At 60.4% G+C, this 16,165-nt stretch carries 8 protein-coding genes; 5 read left to right on the top strand and 3 right to left on the bottom strand.

Annotated features, from left to right (window positions below):
- Positions 1-426: 426 nt before the first annotated feature.
- Both rpoD and dnaG read right to left on the bottom strand, forming a co-directional pair.
- Entirely contained in the window at positions 427-2,292 is a 1,866-nt protein-coding gene (rpoD, locus tag ACILSI_RS16515; protein ID WP_395723000.1) for an RNA polymerase sigma factor RpoD, read from the bottom strand.
- A 29-nt stretch (positions 2,293-2,321) separates the two neighbouring features.
- The gene (gene dnaG / locus ACILSI_RS16510; protein ID WP_395722999.1) at positions 2,322-4,178 is read right to left on the bottom strand and encodes a DNA primase; all 1,857 of its coding nucleotides are present in this window, start codon (positions 4,176-4,178) and stop codon (positions 2,322-2,324) included.
- A gap of 93 nt (positions 4,179-4,271) precedes the next feature.
- On the opposite strand from dnaG, the gene ACILSI_RS16505 reads away from it, so the two are divergent.
- The 3 genes from ACILSI_RS16505 to ACILSI_RS16495 are packed head-to-tail and all read left to right on the top strand — an operon-like array spanning position 4,272 to position 10,176.
- Positions 4,272-5,696 carry a Gfo/Idh/MocA family protein gene (locus ACILSI_RS16505; protein WP_395722998.1) on the top strand — a complete coding sequence of 475 codons (1,425 nt, stop codon included), beginning with the start codon at positions 4,272-4,274 and terminating at the stop codon, positions 5,694-5,696.
- A 46-nt stretch (positions 5,697-5,742) separates the two neighbouring features.
- Positions 5,743-7,191 (top strand): hypothetical protein, encoded by a 1,449-nt coding sequence (locus ACILSI_RS16500; protein ID WP_395722997.1) that lies wholly within the window; start codon positions 5,743-5,745, stop codon positions 7,189-7,191.
- Positions 7,192-7,248: 57 nt separating this feature from the next.
- Entirely contained in the window at positions 7,249-10,176 is a 2,928-nt protein-coding gene (locus ACILSI_RS16495) for a PVC-type heme-binding CxxCH protein (protein ID WP_395722996.1), read from the top strand.
- Between the two features lie 84 nt (positions 10,177-10,260).
- On the opposite strand, the gene ACILSI_RS16490 is transcribed toward ACILSI_RS16495, so the two are convergent.
- Positions 10,261-11,145, bottom strand: a complete 885-nt coding sequence (locus ACILSI_RS16490) for a polyphosphate kinase 2 family protein (RefSeq protein ID WP_395722995.1) — start codon at positions 11,143-11,145, stop codon at positions 10,261-10,263.
- A 290-nt stretch (positions 11,146-11,435) separates the two neighbouring features.
- On the opposite strand from ACILSI_RS16490, the gene ACILSI_RS16485 reads away from it, so the two are divergent.
- Both ACILSI_RS16485 and ACILSI_RS16480 read left to right on the top strand, forming a co-directional pair.
- Positions 11,436-12,878, top strand: a complete 1,443-nt coding sequence (locus tag ACILSI_RS16485; protein WP_395722994.1) for a hypothetical protein — start codon at positions 11,436-11,438, stop codon at positions 12,876-12,878.
- Positions 12,879-13,036: 158 nt separating this feature from the next.
- The gene (locus tag ACILSI_RS16480; RefSeq protein WP_395722993.1) at positions 13,037-16,090 is read left to right on the top strand and encodes a PVC-type heme-binding CxxCH protein; all 3,054 of its coding nucleotides are present in this window, start codon (positions 13,037-13,039) and stop codon (positions 16,088-16,090) included.
- The last annotated feature ends 75 nt before the right edge of the window (positions 16,091-16,165 follow it).

Below are 16,165 nucleotides of genomic sequence, written 5' to 3'. Positions count from 1 at the left end.
AGATCTTCGATCGCACCAAGGCCGTATTCGAGTATTTCAATCTGCCTTTTGATGCGGGTCCACCCCCGAGGTAATCTCAGCCAATGCCATCCGTCCTCGATCCCCTCATTGCCGAAGCCACCCGCTACCCCATCTGCGGCACATTCATCATAACGTGAAGAACTGGAGCATGACAAAACACGACAACTGACGCTCACCACATTGCGAAATCATGTATTTGCACCCGCGATTCCCTTTGCAGGAAAGCTTGGAGATACGAGGGTTTACGCGCAGCACTCATGACACCATCACCCGCACAGTCCTCTGTGCGGCGCTCGGAGATCTTCTCAGACTCCGAATTTTCCCAGAGCTGTCATGTGCGGAGTTCCTCTGCGTAAAGTCAACCAAGAGCCTGCCACAGCCGCACAGAGGACTGTGCGGACCACTTTAGCCCGCCCCGAAAAATCCGCCAAGCTTCCGAATGCGCGTCGGATGGCGCAGTTTGCGCAGAGCCTTGGCCTCAATCTGGCGGATGCGCTCACGCGTGACCTGGAACTGCTTGCCGACTTCCTCCAACGTGCGACCCGCGCCGTCGGAGAGGCCGAAGCGCTGCTCCAGCACCTCGCGCTCGCGCGGATTGAGCGTGTCGAGCACATCGCGCAGTTTGTCGCGCAGGAGGTGCATGGCGGTCAGCTCCATGGGATTACCGGCCTCCTTGTCCTCGATGAAATCGCCGAACTCGGTGTCGCCATCGCTTTCGCCGACCTTGGTCTGCATGGAGACGGGCTGTTGCGAAAGGCGCAGCACGGCGTTCACGCGATCCACAGGCAGATGAATCTCCTCGGCGATCTCCTCCGGCGTCGGATCACGTCCCATCTCCTGGAGGAGCTGCTTATGGACGCGCATCAGCTTGTTGATCGTCTCGATCATGTGGACCGGGATGCGGATGGTGCGCGCCTGATCCGCGATGCTGCGGGTGATGGCCTGGCGAATCCACCAGGTGGCATAGGTGCTGAATTTGTAGCCGCGCTGGTACTCAAACTTCTCCACCGCGCGCATGAGTCCCATGTTGCCCTCTTGAATGAGATCGAGGAACGAGAGGCCACGATTCGTGTATTTTTTGGCGATGGAGATGACCAGGCGCAGGTTCGCCTCGATCATCTCGGTCTTCGCCTTGGTAGAGTCGGCGACGTGCTTCAGCATCGCCGTTACCAGCGAGCGGTAATCTGCGGTGGTCATCCAGCACTCGCGTTCAAAAGCGCGCAGCGCCTCCTTGGCCGACTCCTGACGTGGATGGTCATGCGCGTGGCGCTCCAGGTTCTCCAGATCAGTCAGGCGCTGGCGCAGCAGCGTGACGAAATCCTCCGCCAGCTTGGATTTGAAGTAGAACTTCTCGCACTGGCGAAAAAACGCCAAGCGGGTGGCGTCGAACTCCTCCTGGCAGGCCTGGCGCTTGCGCGGGCCGGCCTCGCCAAGGGTCACAAACAGTTTGGCGGCCTTCTCATGCGCTTCCCGAGCCTGGTCGAGCAGCGGCTTGAGCTTTTTGAAATACAACTCGCGCTCGTCGGCCTTGCGGTCGCTCACGATGCGGTCAAAGCGCTCCACGCCGTTGTGCAGCGCCTCGGCATACTGGAGATAAGCCTGGCCGATGAAGCCGATGGTGTGCAGGCACTGGCGCAGGCTGAGGTCCGCTTTCTCAATGCGTTTGGAAATCTGGATTTCCTGCTCGCGGGTGAGCAGTGGCACCTGGCCCATCTGACGTAGGTACATGCGCACAGGATCGTCAAACACGTCCAGCTTCGCGGCTGCGGCATCACGCTCGGCGGCGATGCGCTCGCGCGCGGCGGAGACACGCGCAGGACCACCATCCACCTCGGCCTCGTCGATGATCTTGATCTCCATCGCCCGCAGACGCGTCAGAAGAGCGTCCATCAGATCCGGGGTCACGAAGCCGGAAGGCAGCGCGTCATTGATGTCATCCCAGGTCAGATGATCATGCTCACGGGCGGTGCGGATGAGGTTGCGCAGACGCGCCTGCACGTCCGGCGAGTGAATGTCATCATGCGTTACATTCGTGATCTGCGCGAGGCGTCCGGCAAAACCGCCCTTTGGCGGACGACCACGGCGACGGCGGAGTGGAAGACCATCCTCGCCGAGCACGACGGAAGGCTTCTCTTTCGGCGGATGAATGCGGGGCCTGCCACGTCCGCGCTTTGCAGGCGCAGATTCACCCGACGCGGCCGCAGGCTTTTCTGCATGGCTGTCGCTGGATGAATGATGATTTCCGTTATGGGAGCTTTTGGAGACGGCCATACATGCCACGGGGGTTCCGGGAGCGTCGGTCAGGGATTCGGACTATCTGGGGAGGCCTTGGCACGGTCAAGGCATTCTTTCCTCATCGCACTGAGTTCCACGACCTCCTGCTGCAACTGCTCCATCTGCGGCACGGAGAGTCCCGGCTGGCGCAGTTTGGACTGCGCGCGCTGAATGAGACTCTGCAGCCGCACGATCTCCAGCGCGTAAAGCGCCTGCCGTGCCTCATGCAGCCCACCGGGGGGCCGGGTGTGCGCCTGCAACTGGGTAAAGGCCGCCTCCTGATGCCGGTCGAGGCCGGCCATGAAGGCGGGCTGGGAAGTTTCATCCGTCGGATTGTAGCGGCTATGCGCCAGCAGGGAGAGCAACTCGGTGCCGGGCACTTCGCGCAGCATGTCCTCACAGCCGCTTTCACGCAGCCAGTGCAGCACCTCGGCGTCGCTCAACGCCATCTGGCAGAGCAGCACGGCGGTCTTGTTTTGCGAGGCGAGCAGCTTTTTCGCGTCATCGACGACATTGACGGACGAATCCGACCCGCGCCGCTGTGACGCGCTGTTTTTCGTGTCGTTCGCAGCGCGTTTCACCATGGCATTGAGCTGCTCCTCGGAGATTTCGAGCAGCTTGGCCACCTTGTTCACGGCGGTGATGCGCTGGGCCACGCCAGAGAAGACACTGATGGCGGATGCTACCTGCTCGGCCATGCGCACGCGCTCGACGGTGCTCTCAGACTTCGCGCTGGCCCGTAGATGGCGGATTTGATGCTCCAAAAACTCTGGTGCGTCCGTGATGATGCTGCGCAGCGCGTCCGCGCCGTCCTTGCGGATGAGTGAGTCCGGGTCTTCGCCCTGCGGCAACGCCGCGACGCGGACGCTGATGCCCTGCGGTGAGAGAATGCGGAAGGCCTTTTCCGTGGCCTCGCGACCCGCGTTGTCGCTGTCGTAGCAGAGAATGACCTCGTTGCAGACGCGCTTGAGCATTTTCGCGTGATGCTCGGTGAAGGCGGTCCCCTGCCCTGCGACGACGTTTTGCAGCCCGGCCTCGAACACCATGATCATGTCGATCTGGCCCTCGCAGATGATCGCCTGGTCCGCTTTCGCGATGAAACGCTTCGATTTGTCGAAACCGAACAGCACGCGGCTTTTGCTAAACACCGGCGTCTCGGGCGAATTGACGTATTTGCCGGTGTTCTCCTTCTTTTCGAGCAGTCGGCCGCTGAAGGCGATCACATCGCCGTTGTCATTGCGAATGGGAAACATCAGCCGATGCCGCCAGCGCGGGTAGGCACGGCCACCGCGCCCGTTTTCATCCTGGTCGGCCACGCTGAAGATGCCCGCCTCCACTAGCGCTTGCTCGGAGAGCTTCTGCTGCATCGCCCATTCCCGGTACAATCCTTTGTTCTCCGGCGCGTAGCCCATCTGCCAGCGTTTGGCCATTTCCGCGTTGATGCCGCGTGCCTTGAGATAATCACGGGCGGGCGCGGCAAGCTGGTGCTTCATCAACAGCAGGTGAAACCACTCCGCCGCCTCGCGGTTCGCCCGCAGCAGCAGGGCGCGTTGCTTTGCCTCCGCCTCAGCGTTCGCATCCCACACTTCCTCGACGATGCGAATGCCCGCGGCGTCGGCGAGGCGTTTCACGGCCTCGATGAACGACATGCCGTCATGCTCCATGACAAAGCGGATCGCCGTGCCGCCCGCCCCGCAGCCGAAGCAGTGATAGGTGCCGCGCGAAGGGCTCACATTGAAGGACGGCGAGCGCTCGTTGTGAAACGGGCACAGGCCGAGGTAATTCGTGCCCGCCTTCCGCAGCTTCACGGAACGCCCCACCAGCGCCACGATATCGGTGGCGGCAATCACTTGCTGGATGGTTTCCTCCGGGATGCGGGACATGGGCGCGAAAGGTGTTGAGCACGGCTTCTGCTGCAACCTCATCACGAAATCTTTCTTGGCCTCGTGAGAACGCCTCGCTATAACCACCACACCATGCCAACCGCCCAGCCTTCCTTCTCCCGCCGTCGTTTCCTGACCACCAGCGCCGCCGCACTGGGCTTTCCCACCATCATTCCGGCCACCGCGCTCGGCAAAGGTGGTCGTCCAGCGCCTTCAGAGCGCATCACCGTCGGTGCCATCGGCTGGGGCACCATCGCGGGTGATTGGACGCCTTCTTTCTTGAACAATGACAAGTGTCAGGTCATTGCCGTGGCCGATCCGATGAAGGAATACGGCCACTACGGCTATGACGGCAAGGAAACCGGCGGACGTGAGGCCGGGAAGAAGATCATCGACGCGCACTACTCGCAGGCGGCAAACAAACCGGTCAAGGCCTGCGCCAGCTACGCGGATTTCCGCGAGATGATGGAAAAAGAAGATCTCGACGCCGTGCAGGTCTCCACGCCCGACCACTGGCATGCCTACTTGGCCATTTATGCCGCCCGCAAAGGCAAGCACATCTACGGTCAGAAGCCGCTGGCGCTGAACATCGCCGAAGGTCGCCTCATGGCCGATGAAGTCGCCAAGGCAGGCATCACCTGGCAGACCGGCAGCCAGCAGCGCAGCGACGTGTATTTCCGCCTCGCCTGCGAGCAGGTGCGCAACGGCCGCATCGGCAAGCTGAAGCGCGTCCGCGTTGGCCTGCCTGGCGGTCATTCCAATTGGAACGGCATGGCCGATCAAATCAACACCGCGCCTGTGCCTGCCGACTTCGATTATGAGATGTGGCTCGGCCCGGCGGAGCACATGGACTACCGCCCTGCCCTGCTGCCGTTGAACTGGCGTCACAATTTCAACTTCTCCGGCGGCATGATCACCGACTTCGGCGCACATCACATCGACATTGCCCAATGGGGCATGGGCACGGATAACACCGGCCCAGTCGAGTTGCGAAATGTCTCCGGCACGTTGAACAAGGAAGCGCTCTACAACACCGCGACCGCCTTCTCCTTTGAATGTGTGTATGAAAGCGGTGTGGTCATGCACGTCGCCAGCCCGGAGCACAAGCTCATGCCGGAAGTCGAGGCCGCGCTCGCCACTCCGAACGCGAAGAAGCCCTTCGATCATGTCGGCGTGATGTTTGAAGGGGACGAAGGCAAGTGGATCTATGTGAACCGTGGCAAGATCACCGCCAGCACTCCTGAAATCCTCCGCGACAAGGCTGGCGAGAGCGAAATCCATCTCTACGAGAGCAAAGACCACACGGACAACTTCCTCTCCTGCATCTACGACGGCAAACCCACCGCCACGCCGATCGAGGTCTCGCACCGCAGCATCAGCATCGCCCACCTTGCCAATGTCGCCCTGCGCAGTGGCAGCACGGGTTTGAAGTGGGATCCGAAGACCGAGACCATCGCTGACAACGCCGCCGCCTCGAAGCTGCTCTCCAAAGAGTGGCGCAAGCCCTGGGCGCTCTGAGATGTGCGGCGAACGACGAATTCAAAATGACAAAGGAGAATCCCGAATGACGAAGCACGAAGACACAGGCTCAACCCATGGTTTGGCCACACCTTCGTCATTCGGATTTCGGCATTCATTCGTCATTCCGATTTCGACATTCGTCATTGCCTGCCTGCTGGCCGCCGCATACTCCCAAGACGCCGCCGAGACGATCAAAATCGGCCCGCTCAAACCGCTGCAGACGCTGCCCTCGCTTTCGTCCCAGCCAACGCCACCTCCTGTGACCACGCCAGCGGCGGAGATGAAGCCCGCCACACCTGCGCCTCCTCCGGCGCAGGCAGCGCCGCCACCACTGCCCACGAGCAATGCTCTGATCATCAAGGAGCCTCTCGCACAGGCCTATCTTTATGTGGAGCCGTATCAAACACGCTTCGAGGTGCTGTTTGATGCCGCCACCATGCTCTCGTGGCTGTCACCAGACGAAACCCCGCCTGCTAAACTCACGTCCGAACAGCAGCGACAGTTAAGCGAGAAGGCCGCCACACATGCGGAGGGCTGGTGTGCCATGAGCAGCGGGGATGAAGCCTTGGCGACGCCGCAATTGTATGTGTCCGTGATCAAAGGCCTGCCGGGCAACACACTCCCCATCGCTGAAGGCGAGGACGTGGCGTTGAATCAGGCCATGGTCGGTTTCATGTGGGAGTTTGCCACACCGCCCGCACCCGATGAATTGAAAGTGACCTGGAAGGGCTGGTTCAAAGAACGCAGCATGCTGCCACTGCGAGTTTTCTTTGGCACCCAGAGCGAGACGGCTGAGATCAACTCCACCATCAAAACGCATCGCTGGCGCAATCAGGGCCGTTTGCCGCGTCCGGCTCCGCTCGCCCGTGTGCCACAGTATGAGGCACCGGTGGCCGTGCGTGTGCCGTTTGGGGCCATCGTATGGCTGCTGGGCGGCATCATTTTTTACACCTATCTCAAGGTCAAAGACTATCATCTCCCCGGTGGCAGCATGCCCTACCTCGCCGTCTGGTTGCTTGGAGCCGTCCTGATGAGCCAGCTTCTGGTCATTCCCATGCAAACCAGCGCCGCCGGACCGATGATCACCCAAGTCGATGAAGCACAGCGCATTGTCACTCCGCTGCTGCGCAATGTTTACCGTGCCTTCGACCACCGTGTCGAATCCGACGTGTACGACGTGCTCGAACGCAGCGTCGATGGCGAGCTGCTGCGCAAGCTTTACCTCGAAACCATCCAGGCCCTCACGCTTGAGGGCCGTGAGGGCACCCGCGTCACCATCGCCGAATTCTCCGCCACGGTGGACAAGGTGGAGGCCAACACCAAGGGCGAAGGCTTCATCGCTGACTGCAACTGGATGGCGCGCGGCATCGTCGGCCACTGGGGCCACAGCCACCCCCGCGTGAACATCTACAACGCCCGTGTCACCATCATGCCCGCGAAAGGCGAGTGGAAGCTCACCGGCCTCGAAGTCCAGGAAGTGCGGCGTTTGTAAGGCTATCTCGCTTTGCCGCAATAAAGCCGGACCCAGGTCAGCGTATGATTTCCCATCATGCGCCGATTCATCCTCCCTCTTCTCGCCGTCCCCGCCCTCGCCGCCGATCTCCTGCCGGACAAAGGCAACACCATTCCCGAAAGCGGCAAACGTCCGGTCGTCGTCAACGGCAAATCATCGCAAGCTTTGCCGAAGCACGATCTTCCCGACGGCTACACGCTCGAACTCGCCGCCGCCGCACCGCTCGTCACGCATCCCATCATGGGTTGTCTCGATGACAAGGGCCGCCTTTTCGTCGGCGATGGCGTCGGTGTGAACTGGAACAAGAAGCAGCTTGAGGAGAATCCGCCCAACCGCGTCCTCATGCTCGAAGACACCGACAACGATGGCACCTTCGACAAAAGCACCGTCTTCGCCGACAAGATGACCTTTCCACAAGGCGCGTGCTGGTTGAACGGCAGCCTCTACGTCTGCTCGCCGCCCGGTTTGTGGAAGCTCACCGACACCAACAACGACGGCGTCGCCGACCAGCGCGAGATGATTGTCGGCGGCTTCGAATACACCGGCAACGCCGCCGACGTCCACGGCCCTTTTTTGCATCCCAACGGCCGCCTTTACTGGTGTCACGGCCGCAAAGGCCACGACGTGAAGCAGAAGGACGGCACGCCCGTCGATGCCTCACTCGCTTGCGGCATCTGGAGCTGCAAGCCGGACGGCAGCGACGTTGCCTGGCACTCGCTCGGTTGCGGCGACAACCCCGTCGAAGTCGATTTCACCCGCAACGGCGACATCATCGGCGTGCAAAACCTCTATTACAGCCAGCCACGCGGCGACACCATCATCCACTGGCTCTATGGCGGCGTCTATGAGCGCCCCGACCAGCTCAAAGCCATCGCGCATTTGCCACGCACGCTCGAAACCATGCCCGTCATGTACAACTTCGGCCACGTCGCCGTCAGCGGCTGCTGCTTCTGGCGCAGTTATCCAACCAAGAACCAAGAACCAAGAACTCAGAACTTCCTGGTCACCCACTTCAACACCCAGCGCCTCGTCCGCATGGAACTCACGCCCGAAGGCAGCACTTACAAAGCCGTCGAAAACGAATTCCTCAAACTCCACAACCCTGACATCCATCTCACCGACGTGATGGAGGACCCACGCGACGGCTCCCTCCTCCTCATCGACACCGGCGGCTGGTTCCGCATCGGCTGCCCCAGCAGCCTGATGGCGAAGTCGGATCTGCTTGGCGCTGTGTATCGCATCAAACCGAAGAAGCCGCTGCTCGCCACCCGGAGCGCGGACGCCCCCGTCCGCAGAACTGACATCCAATCGCAAATCGAAGCGTTGAACTCAACGGACATGCACGAAAGACGTCAAGCGCTGGAGGAGATCGCCAGAGCAAGCAGAGACGCCCAATTCCTTTCAAAAGAAGACTGGTTCAAGCAACTCGCCTCAAGTCTTGATCCCTCTTTGGAGCATGCGGTGATTCATGCCTGCTCAAGGTTCATTCAACCTGGGCAGGAAGGGGAGTTTCTTGGCGCAGCGCTGGCCAGACACAATGAACTTGGGCATGTGTTCATGGCGAGGGCTCTGAAAGCTTCCTTGGCGAATGTGAAATCGCTCAAAGAGTACTCGGAAGTGATTGTTCATCTGTCGGCGTTGTCTGACAAAGCCCTGGTCGAGGCTGCGGTCTCTTTCGCGGTGCGTGATCATGAGATTGCCAAGGATTGCCTCGAAGGGCTGATGCGCAAAATCGCGCCTCGTCGGAAGACGGTTCGTGACAACCCAGACGTCACTCGTTGGATCGAAAAAAACATCCTTCCGAACGACATCGCGCAGATCGAGAGGTTACTGCTTGGGACCCTGCACACAAAAGAAGGCCAGAAGACGGTTGCATCGATGCTCAGCGACGATCGCCAGCCTGTTTTGGAGTGCGTTCTTCGGGTTCTTGCCTCGCAATCGGCTGTCGTCTGTGATGACGACTGGCTGCCTTCACTCGACAGACTTCTTGCCATGAGGTCGCCCTCGCCGCTCGTGCTCGACGCCATCAAGAAACTCAAGTCCCCGCACTTCGACACCGCGCTCCAGGCCATCGCGAATGACACGAAGCGGCCGCTTGCCATTCGTCTTAAAGCCCTCGACTCCGCCAAATCCGTCAAACTCACTGGCGAAACCTTCGACATGGTCAAAAACGTCCTCGCCGATGCTGGATCATCCTCCGCCGCGAAGATTCAGGCCGCAGGCATGCTCTCTGTAGCGCCGATGACGAAGGAGCAGATGCCGCAAATCGCACCGCTGCTTGCCACAGTCGGCCCCGTCGAGCTCAAAACGCTGCTGCCACTGCTCAAACGTCACAAGGACGTCGAGATCGCCAAGACGCTCGCTCACGAGATCGCGAAGAACCCGACCATCGCCAGCCAGCAGGAGAGTCTGTACCGCACGGCGCTCGCCGATCTGCCGCCGGAGATTTTCGAGACCATCATCCTGCCCGCCTACAACACCGCCGTGGCAGCCACCGAGGCCAAAAAACGCCAGCTTGGCCCGCTCGCCGACAAAGTCATCGCCAGCGGCAACGCCGCGAACGGCGAAAAACATTTCAAGGTCGGCAAAGGCACCTGCATCGCCTGCCACAAGATTGGCGATGTTGGCCGCCCCATCGGCCCCGACCTCTCCCACATCGGCGCGATCCGCACCGAGCGCGACCTGCTCGAAAGCATCCTCTTCCCCTCCAACACGCTCGCCCGCGACTACGAGGCCCACGTCATTGAAACCAGCGACGGCCAGCAAACCCTCGGTGTCATCAAATCCCACACGGCGGAAGGTCTGCTCGTCGCGGACATCGCCGGTCAGGAAAAAACCATCGCCCATCAAATGATCACTGGAGACACCACGCTAGCGACCAGCCTCATGCCCATGGGTCTCGATCAAACCATGCCAGAGGCCGAATTGCTCGACCTCGTGGCATGGCTGCGGAGTTTGAAGTGAGTGGGAGGGGTAAGTTAGGAGTTAAGGGTTAGAGGTTATGAGGCAGAACCCACATAACTCATAACACCTAACACTGTTTGGTTCCTACTCCGCCAGCAGCAACCGCTTCGCCGCTTGCAGATGCTTCTTCTGCTCCTCCGGCAGTTCGGGATACTTCAGCTTCATCGTCTGCATCTCGGCCAGGATCGCTGCGCTGACGATGAGGCGCATGTTCTTCTTGTCATCGGCAGGGACGACATACCACGGGCATTCCTCGGTGGCGGTGGCACGAATGGCATCCTCATAGGCCACCATGTAATCCTTCCAGTGGGAGCGTTCCTTCACGTCGCCTTCCTCAAACTTCCAGTTCTTGCTCGGCGTGTCGATGCGGGACAGAAAACGCTTCTTCTGCTCCTCCTTCGACACATGCAGAAAAAACTTCACGATGCGGATGCCATTGCGATGGCTGTAACCCTCGAAGTTGCGAATGTCTTTGAGACGGTCGGCGAAGAGCTTGTCGATGTTTCTGGTCGTCGCGGCTGGCAGGCGTTGAATCTTGGTCACGATCTCAGGATGCACGCGGCAGACGAGCACCTCCTCATAGTAGCTGCGGTTGAAGATGCCGATGCGCCCGCGGGGCGGCATCACACGCGTCGTGCGCCAGAGGAAGTCACGGTCGAGCTCAGCATCGGTGGGCCGCTTGAACGCATGACTCTCGACGCCCTGCGTGTTCACCCCGCTCATCACATGCTTGATCGTGCTGTCCTTGCCGGCGGCGTCCATCGCCTGAAACACCAGCAGCAGTCCCTGGCGGTTCTGCGCGTACATCTTTTGCTGCAAGTCGTCGATCTCCGTGCGGAACTCGGCGATGAGCGACTCGTAGTGCGCGTCATCCTGGTAAACATCCTTCACCTTCGTCTTCGCCTTCTTGATGCGAAACGGTTTGCCATCGGGCACGCGGAAGTCGTGAAGGTCGATCTTGAGTTTCATGAGTGTGAGGTTGGAACTCCTCAGGCATAACAGCAATGCCGCGTCATGAACAGAACGAACTGCAAGAAGGCCTCCACAGCGCGAGTTTTGTCGGCTCTATGCTTAATCAACTCATGGCGAGCCGAAGATCGGTAGTAGCGCACGCGTCCCGCGTGCAGCGATCCGCGTCTCGCGGATTGCTGGTCTGTCCAGAGGCTGGCTCAAGTGCGGACGAATTAGTTGAGAAGGAGTCAGGGAACGGATTGCGGCGGGACACCGCAATCAGCACGCGAGACGCGTGCGCTCCACTCGTGCTGTTGTTTGCGCTGCTGTCATTCGGTTGGGTGACGGCGCAGGTGAGTGGTGATGTGTCGGATTTGCAGGCGGGCTTGGTGGCGAAGTGGGATGAGGTGATGCCGCTCGACACCGAGAAGACATTGCGGCTGCCGGCTGAGACGGAGGCAATGAAGTTGGAGGACTTCGCGGTGGCATTCGCGTTTCAAGTCGAGAAGGCACCAGACATGAAGCATGGCAGCCACATTCTGGCGCTGATCAATGAATCACAGGGCGGGCTGCTGGACTGGCATCTCGGCACGAAGGGTTTTTCCATCACGCTCGAAGGTCGTGGCTTTGGACATCCGGTTTCTGTGTCGCAGCCCATGGAAGGCCGTTGGTGGCAGGTGGTGCTCAATGTGAAGCGAGATGCCCGACAGGCGCTTTCCGGTATTTGGGTGAACGGCGTCGAGATGAACTCCTGGCGCGAGGCTCCTGGTCCCATCGTGCTCACCAAAACGTTGTTTGATCCGTGCAGTCGAGGACTGGGCGGCCAGATCGCGAATCTTCGCCTCTACAATCGTGCTTTGACCCGCCCGGAGATTCTCGAACTGGCTGCAATGGCACCGATGGCAGGTTTGAAGGCAAAGCTGGAGCCGTTCACGGACTCGATGAAGCTGATGACGGAGGAAGTCGTGGCCGTGCTCGGTGGCACGGAGGCGGTGGCGATGATGGAGGAGGGGACGATGGAGGCGCTGATGCTGACGCAGTTTCCCGGCAGTCGCGTGAAGGTGCGCAGCTTGGCGTGGGAAGCGGACACGGTGTTTCGCATGGATCGTCCAATGAACTTTGGTGGCTTGAGGCAGCAACTGGTGCGCTCTGGTGCCACGGCGGCGATGCTGATGTTTGGACGACAGGAGTGTCTGGAGAGTGGCGAGGCCGGACTGGCGGAGTTTCGCGAGGCGCTGGAGACGTTAGTGACGTTATGCGCGGAAGTGACGCCGCGCTTGGTGCTGGTGGAACCGCCAGCGTTTGCAGGTGAGCTGTCGAAGCACAACGCGACGCTGAAGAAGTATGCGGCGGTGATGGCGGAGATCGCAAGGGCGCATGGGGCGTTGTTTGCGGCTCAGGATGGCGAGTTGAAGCCGGGATCGACTCGTGATGGACTGAATCTGACTTCCACGGGCTCGGCGCAGCTTGGGATGCGTGTGGCGAAGCTTTGGTCCGGCGATGTGAAAGTGCCGGATGGGCGATTGAAGGCGCTGATCGGCGAGAAGAACAAGCTGTGGCATCGCTACTGGCGTCCGGCGAACTGGGCGTTTCTGCATGGGGACCGCACGGCGCAGCCGAGCAGTCGGGATCATACCGATCCGACGCAGCGCTGGTTCCCCGGTGAGGTGGAGCAATTCAAACCGCTGATCGAAGCGAAGGAGAACGAGCTATGGAAACTGGCGAACGAACTGGGAGGGAAGCTTCCGTGAATGGAGCGCATGCGTCCCGCGTGCAGCGATCCGCGTCTCGCGGATTGCCGGTCTGTCGTGCGCTTGGCTCAGGCGTCAACAAATCAGGAACGCGGGCGTCAGGAGACGGATTGCGGCGGGACACCGCAATCAGCACGCGGGACGCGTGCGGTCCCCTCGTGCTGTTATTCGCGCTCCTTCTGAGCGGCATCGCCTTCGCCCAGCAGTCGGCGAAGAAGGGCATCTCGGTCGGTGAGCCTCCGCCGGATCATTCTCCCGAAGCAGAGTTGAAGTCATTCAAGGTGCTGGATGGCTTCGAGGTAAACCTGTTTGCGAGTGAGGCGGACGGGATTCCAAATCCGATCGCGATTCGCTGGGATGAGCGCGGGCGCTTGTGGGTGCTGCAGACGAGTGATTACCCGCAGGCGAAGCCGGGGACCGTGTCGGATGACAAGATCATCATTCTGGAGGACACAGATCACGATGGACGTGCGGACAAGAGCACGGTCTTCACCGGCGGGCTGAGCCAGCCAATGGGCATGGAGCTGGCACCGCGTGATGCGGGTGTAAAGTCGCCCAACGGCCACTCGGTGTATGTCGGCGAGGGCGAGAAGCTTTGGCTGATGCACGATGACGATGGCGATGATCGCGTGGACCGGCGTGAGGTGGTCTTCAGCGGCTTTGGCACCGGGGACACGCATCAGTGCCTGAACAGCTTCATCTGGGCGCCGGATGGTGCGCTGGTGATGCATCAGGGCCTGCACTGTTACTCGCGGGTGACGACGGTGCATGGCACGAAGACCCTCTACGGCGCGGGCTTCTGGCACTACTACCCGAAGAGCGGGCGGCTGAATCCGTATCCGACCGGCATGCCGGCGAACGCCTGGGGCACCGCTTTCACGAAATGGGGCCAGCCGATCATGGTGGCGGGCGCAGCAGGCATGTTTTGGGCGCGGCCGATGGAGGTGAGCACGTCGCTGGAAGAGGACTCGCACGTTTCTAATCGCCACGGCATCCCGCATTTCCTGCTGGAGCGCTTTCAACTGCCCTACAGCGGCCAGATCATCAAGACGGACGGCCTGCGGAAGTTCTGCGGCGTGGACATCGTGGGCAACTCGCATTGGCCGGAGTCGATGCAGGAGGAAGTCATCACTGGCGGCTTCTTTGAGAACGCGGTGTATCGCCACAAACTGATCCCGCACAGCGAATTCCCCAGCGGCATGGAGGCCGTGGAGCAGCCCGCGCTCATCACCAGCGACAACGTGGCCTTCCGTCCGATCGACATCCGTTTTGGGCCCGAAGGCGCGCTCTACATCGCCGACTGGTATGATCCGATCATCGGCCACTATCAGGCGAGTTTCCGGCATCCGAACCGCGATGCGACGCATGGGCGGATTTGGCGAGTGGTGGCGAAGGGGAGAGATTTGTGCGTCGTTGGAGATATGGGACTCGCGGATGAATCGTGTCCCGAGTTGATCGACTCATGCATGAGGAAGAAAAGTCGATGGGAAGCATACCAGGCAAGTAGGATGCTCCGTGAGCTCGACTACAAGCAAGTGGCTCACAGTTTTTTTGATTGGACGCGTTATAACGATGACGAGAGTTTAGCTCCTTGGGCTAAACAAGGCATATTCTCGATCCAAGTTTGTGAGTGGTTTGAGAAGTTGGCGGGTGCCGACTTTTTGAGTTTAGCGGAAAACTATCCGCAAGATGAAGTGAAGGTGTATTTAACCAGAACTGTTGGAGCATTCGAATCGCAATTGCCGGAGGCATTGAAGCATATTGAAAAACGTTCGATGGATGAATCTCCACTCGTCCGCCTCGAAGCCGTCGTTGCCGCTGCGAAAATTCAATCACCCGAAGCGATCAAAGTGGCGTTGAAGGTACTCGACAAGCCGATGGACAGTTTCATTGAGCGGGCGTTGTGGCTGGCGGTGCATGCGACGGCTCCGCAGTGGAAAAAGCCGCCTTTTGAGATTTTGAACTCGCTGCCGCCGAAGCATCTGGCGTTCTTGGTGGAGAAGGAGGGCAGCGCGGAGTTGCTGGGTGTGGTGCGCACGATGCTGGCGCAGAAGGGCGAGTCGATGTCGCTTGAGACGCGGCGTGGCCTGGTGGCAGCGCTGGTGCGCAAGGGCGAGCCGGGTGACATGCTGATGGCGCTGAAGCTGGGAGTGAAGGATCAGGCTGTGCTGGAGGATTTGGCCGCTGCGGCGGCTCAGCGTGGTTTCAAGACGCCAGAAGGCGCGGAGCCGGTTCTGCTGGGGATTTTGAAGGACGGAAATGAGGCGCAAAAGGCGGCGGCGTGTGCGCTGGTGGGTGCCTGGCGGCTGAAAAGTGCCGAAGCAACGATGCGCGGACTTTTGGAGGCCGATGGAGGTGTGCGGGCTCCGGCTTTGATGGCGCTGGCGAAATTGGGTGAGCCTGCGGAGACTTTTGAGAAGCATGCGAAGGATGCCAAACAGCCGTGGGTGGTGCGGACGGCGGCTTTGACGGTGCTGGCGGAGAAAAAGCCGGTGGTGGCAGGTCAATTGGCCGCGGAGGCGATTTCGAGTATTGCTGATGCGGAAACGATGCGGGCGTGGCTGGCATCATTGTTGTCGCGTGATGCCTCTCTTGCGGCTTTAGCGAAGGCCTTGGACGAAAAACCGTGCTCAGCGGAAGCGGCGAAGCTGGCGATGACCGTGCTGACAGCCGCAGGTCGTGGCGATGCGGTGCTGACGACGGCGTTTGGGAAGATTTTGGGCGTGAAGAATGTGGTGCCCGCCTATGACGCGGCCTGGGTGACCGCTTTGGCCGCCGAGGTGAAGGCGAATGGTGATGCGACGAAGGGGAAGGCTGTTTTCCATGCACCGCTGTCAGGCTGCGTCGCGTGTCACAAGATCGGCGGCCAAGGTGGCATCGTGGGACCGGAACTCGATGCGGTGGGCCGTGGCGTGCCCGTTGAGCTTTTGATCGAGGCCGTGGTGTGGCCGAACCGGCAAATTAAAGAAGGCTATGTGGCGACAACGTTGACGCTGAAGGACGGTCGCAAGCTGCAAGGCTACAAGGTGAGCGAAGCGGGCGGGGAGATGCAGTTGCGGGAACTGGCGAGTGGTCAGACGAGCCGATTCACGCCAGCGCAGATCGCCGAGCGTCAGGAAGCGGGCTCGCTGATGCCCGAGGGGCTGATCATGAACATGACGCGTGATGAACTGCGGGATTTGGTGGCGTATTTGGCTCAGATGGGCAGATGAAGAACGAAGGTCTTGATCTCTCCGCGCAAACCACGCTCTCTCATTGCCAAGGCGGGACGAGAGGGCGAGGATGAC

The organism is Prosthecobacter sp., assembly GCF_044232965.1.
In the GTDB taxonomy this organism is placed as follows: domain Bacteria; phylum Verrucomicrobiota; class Verrucomicrobiia; order Verrucomicrobiales; family Verrucomicrobiaceae; genus Prosthecobacter.
Note: the sequence above shows the minus strand (reverse complement) of the source record. Positions and strands in the feature narration are given on the sequence as shown.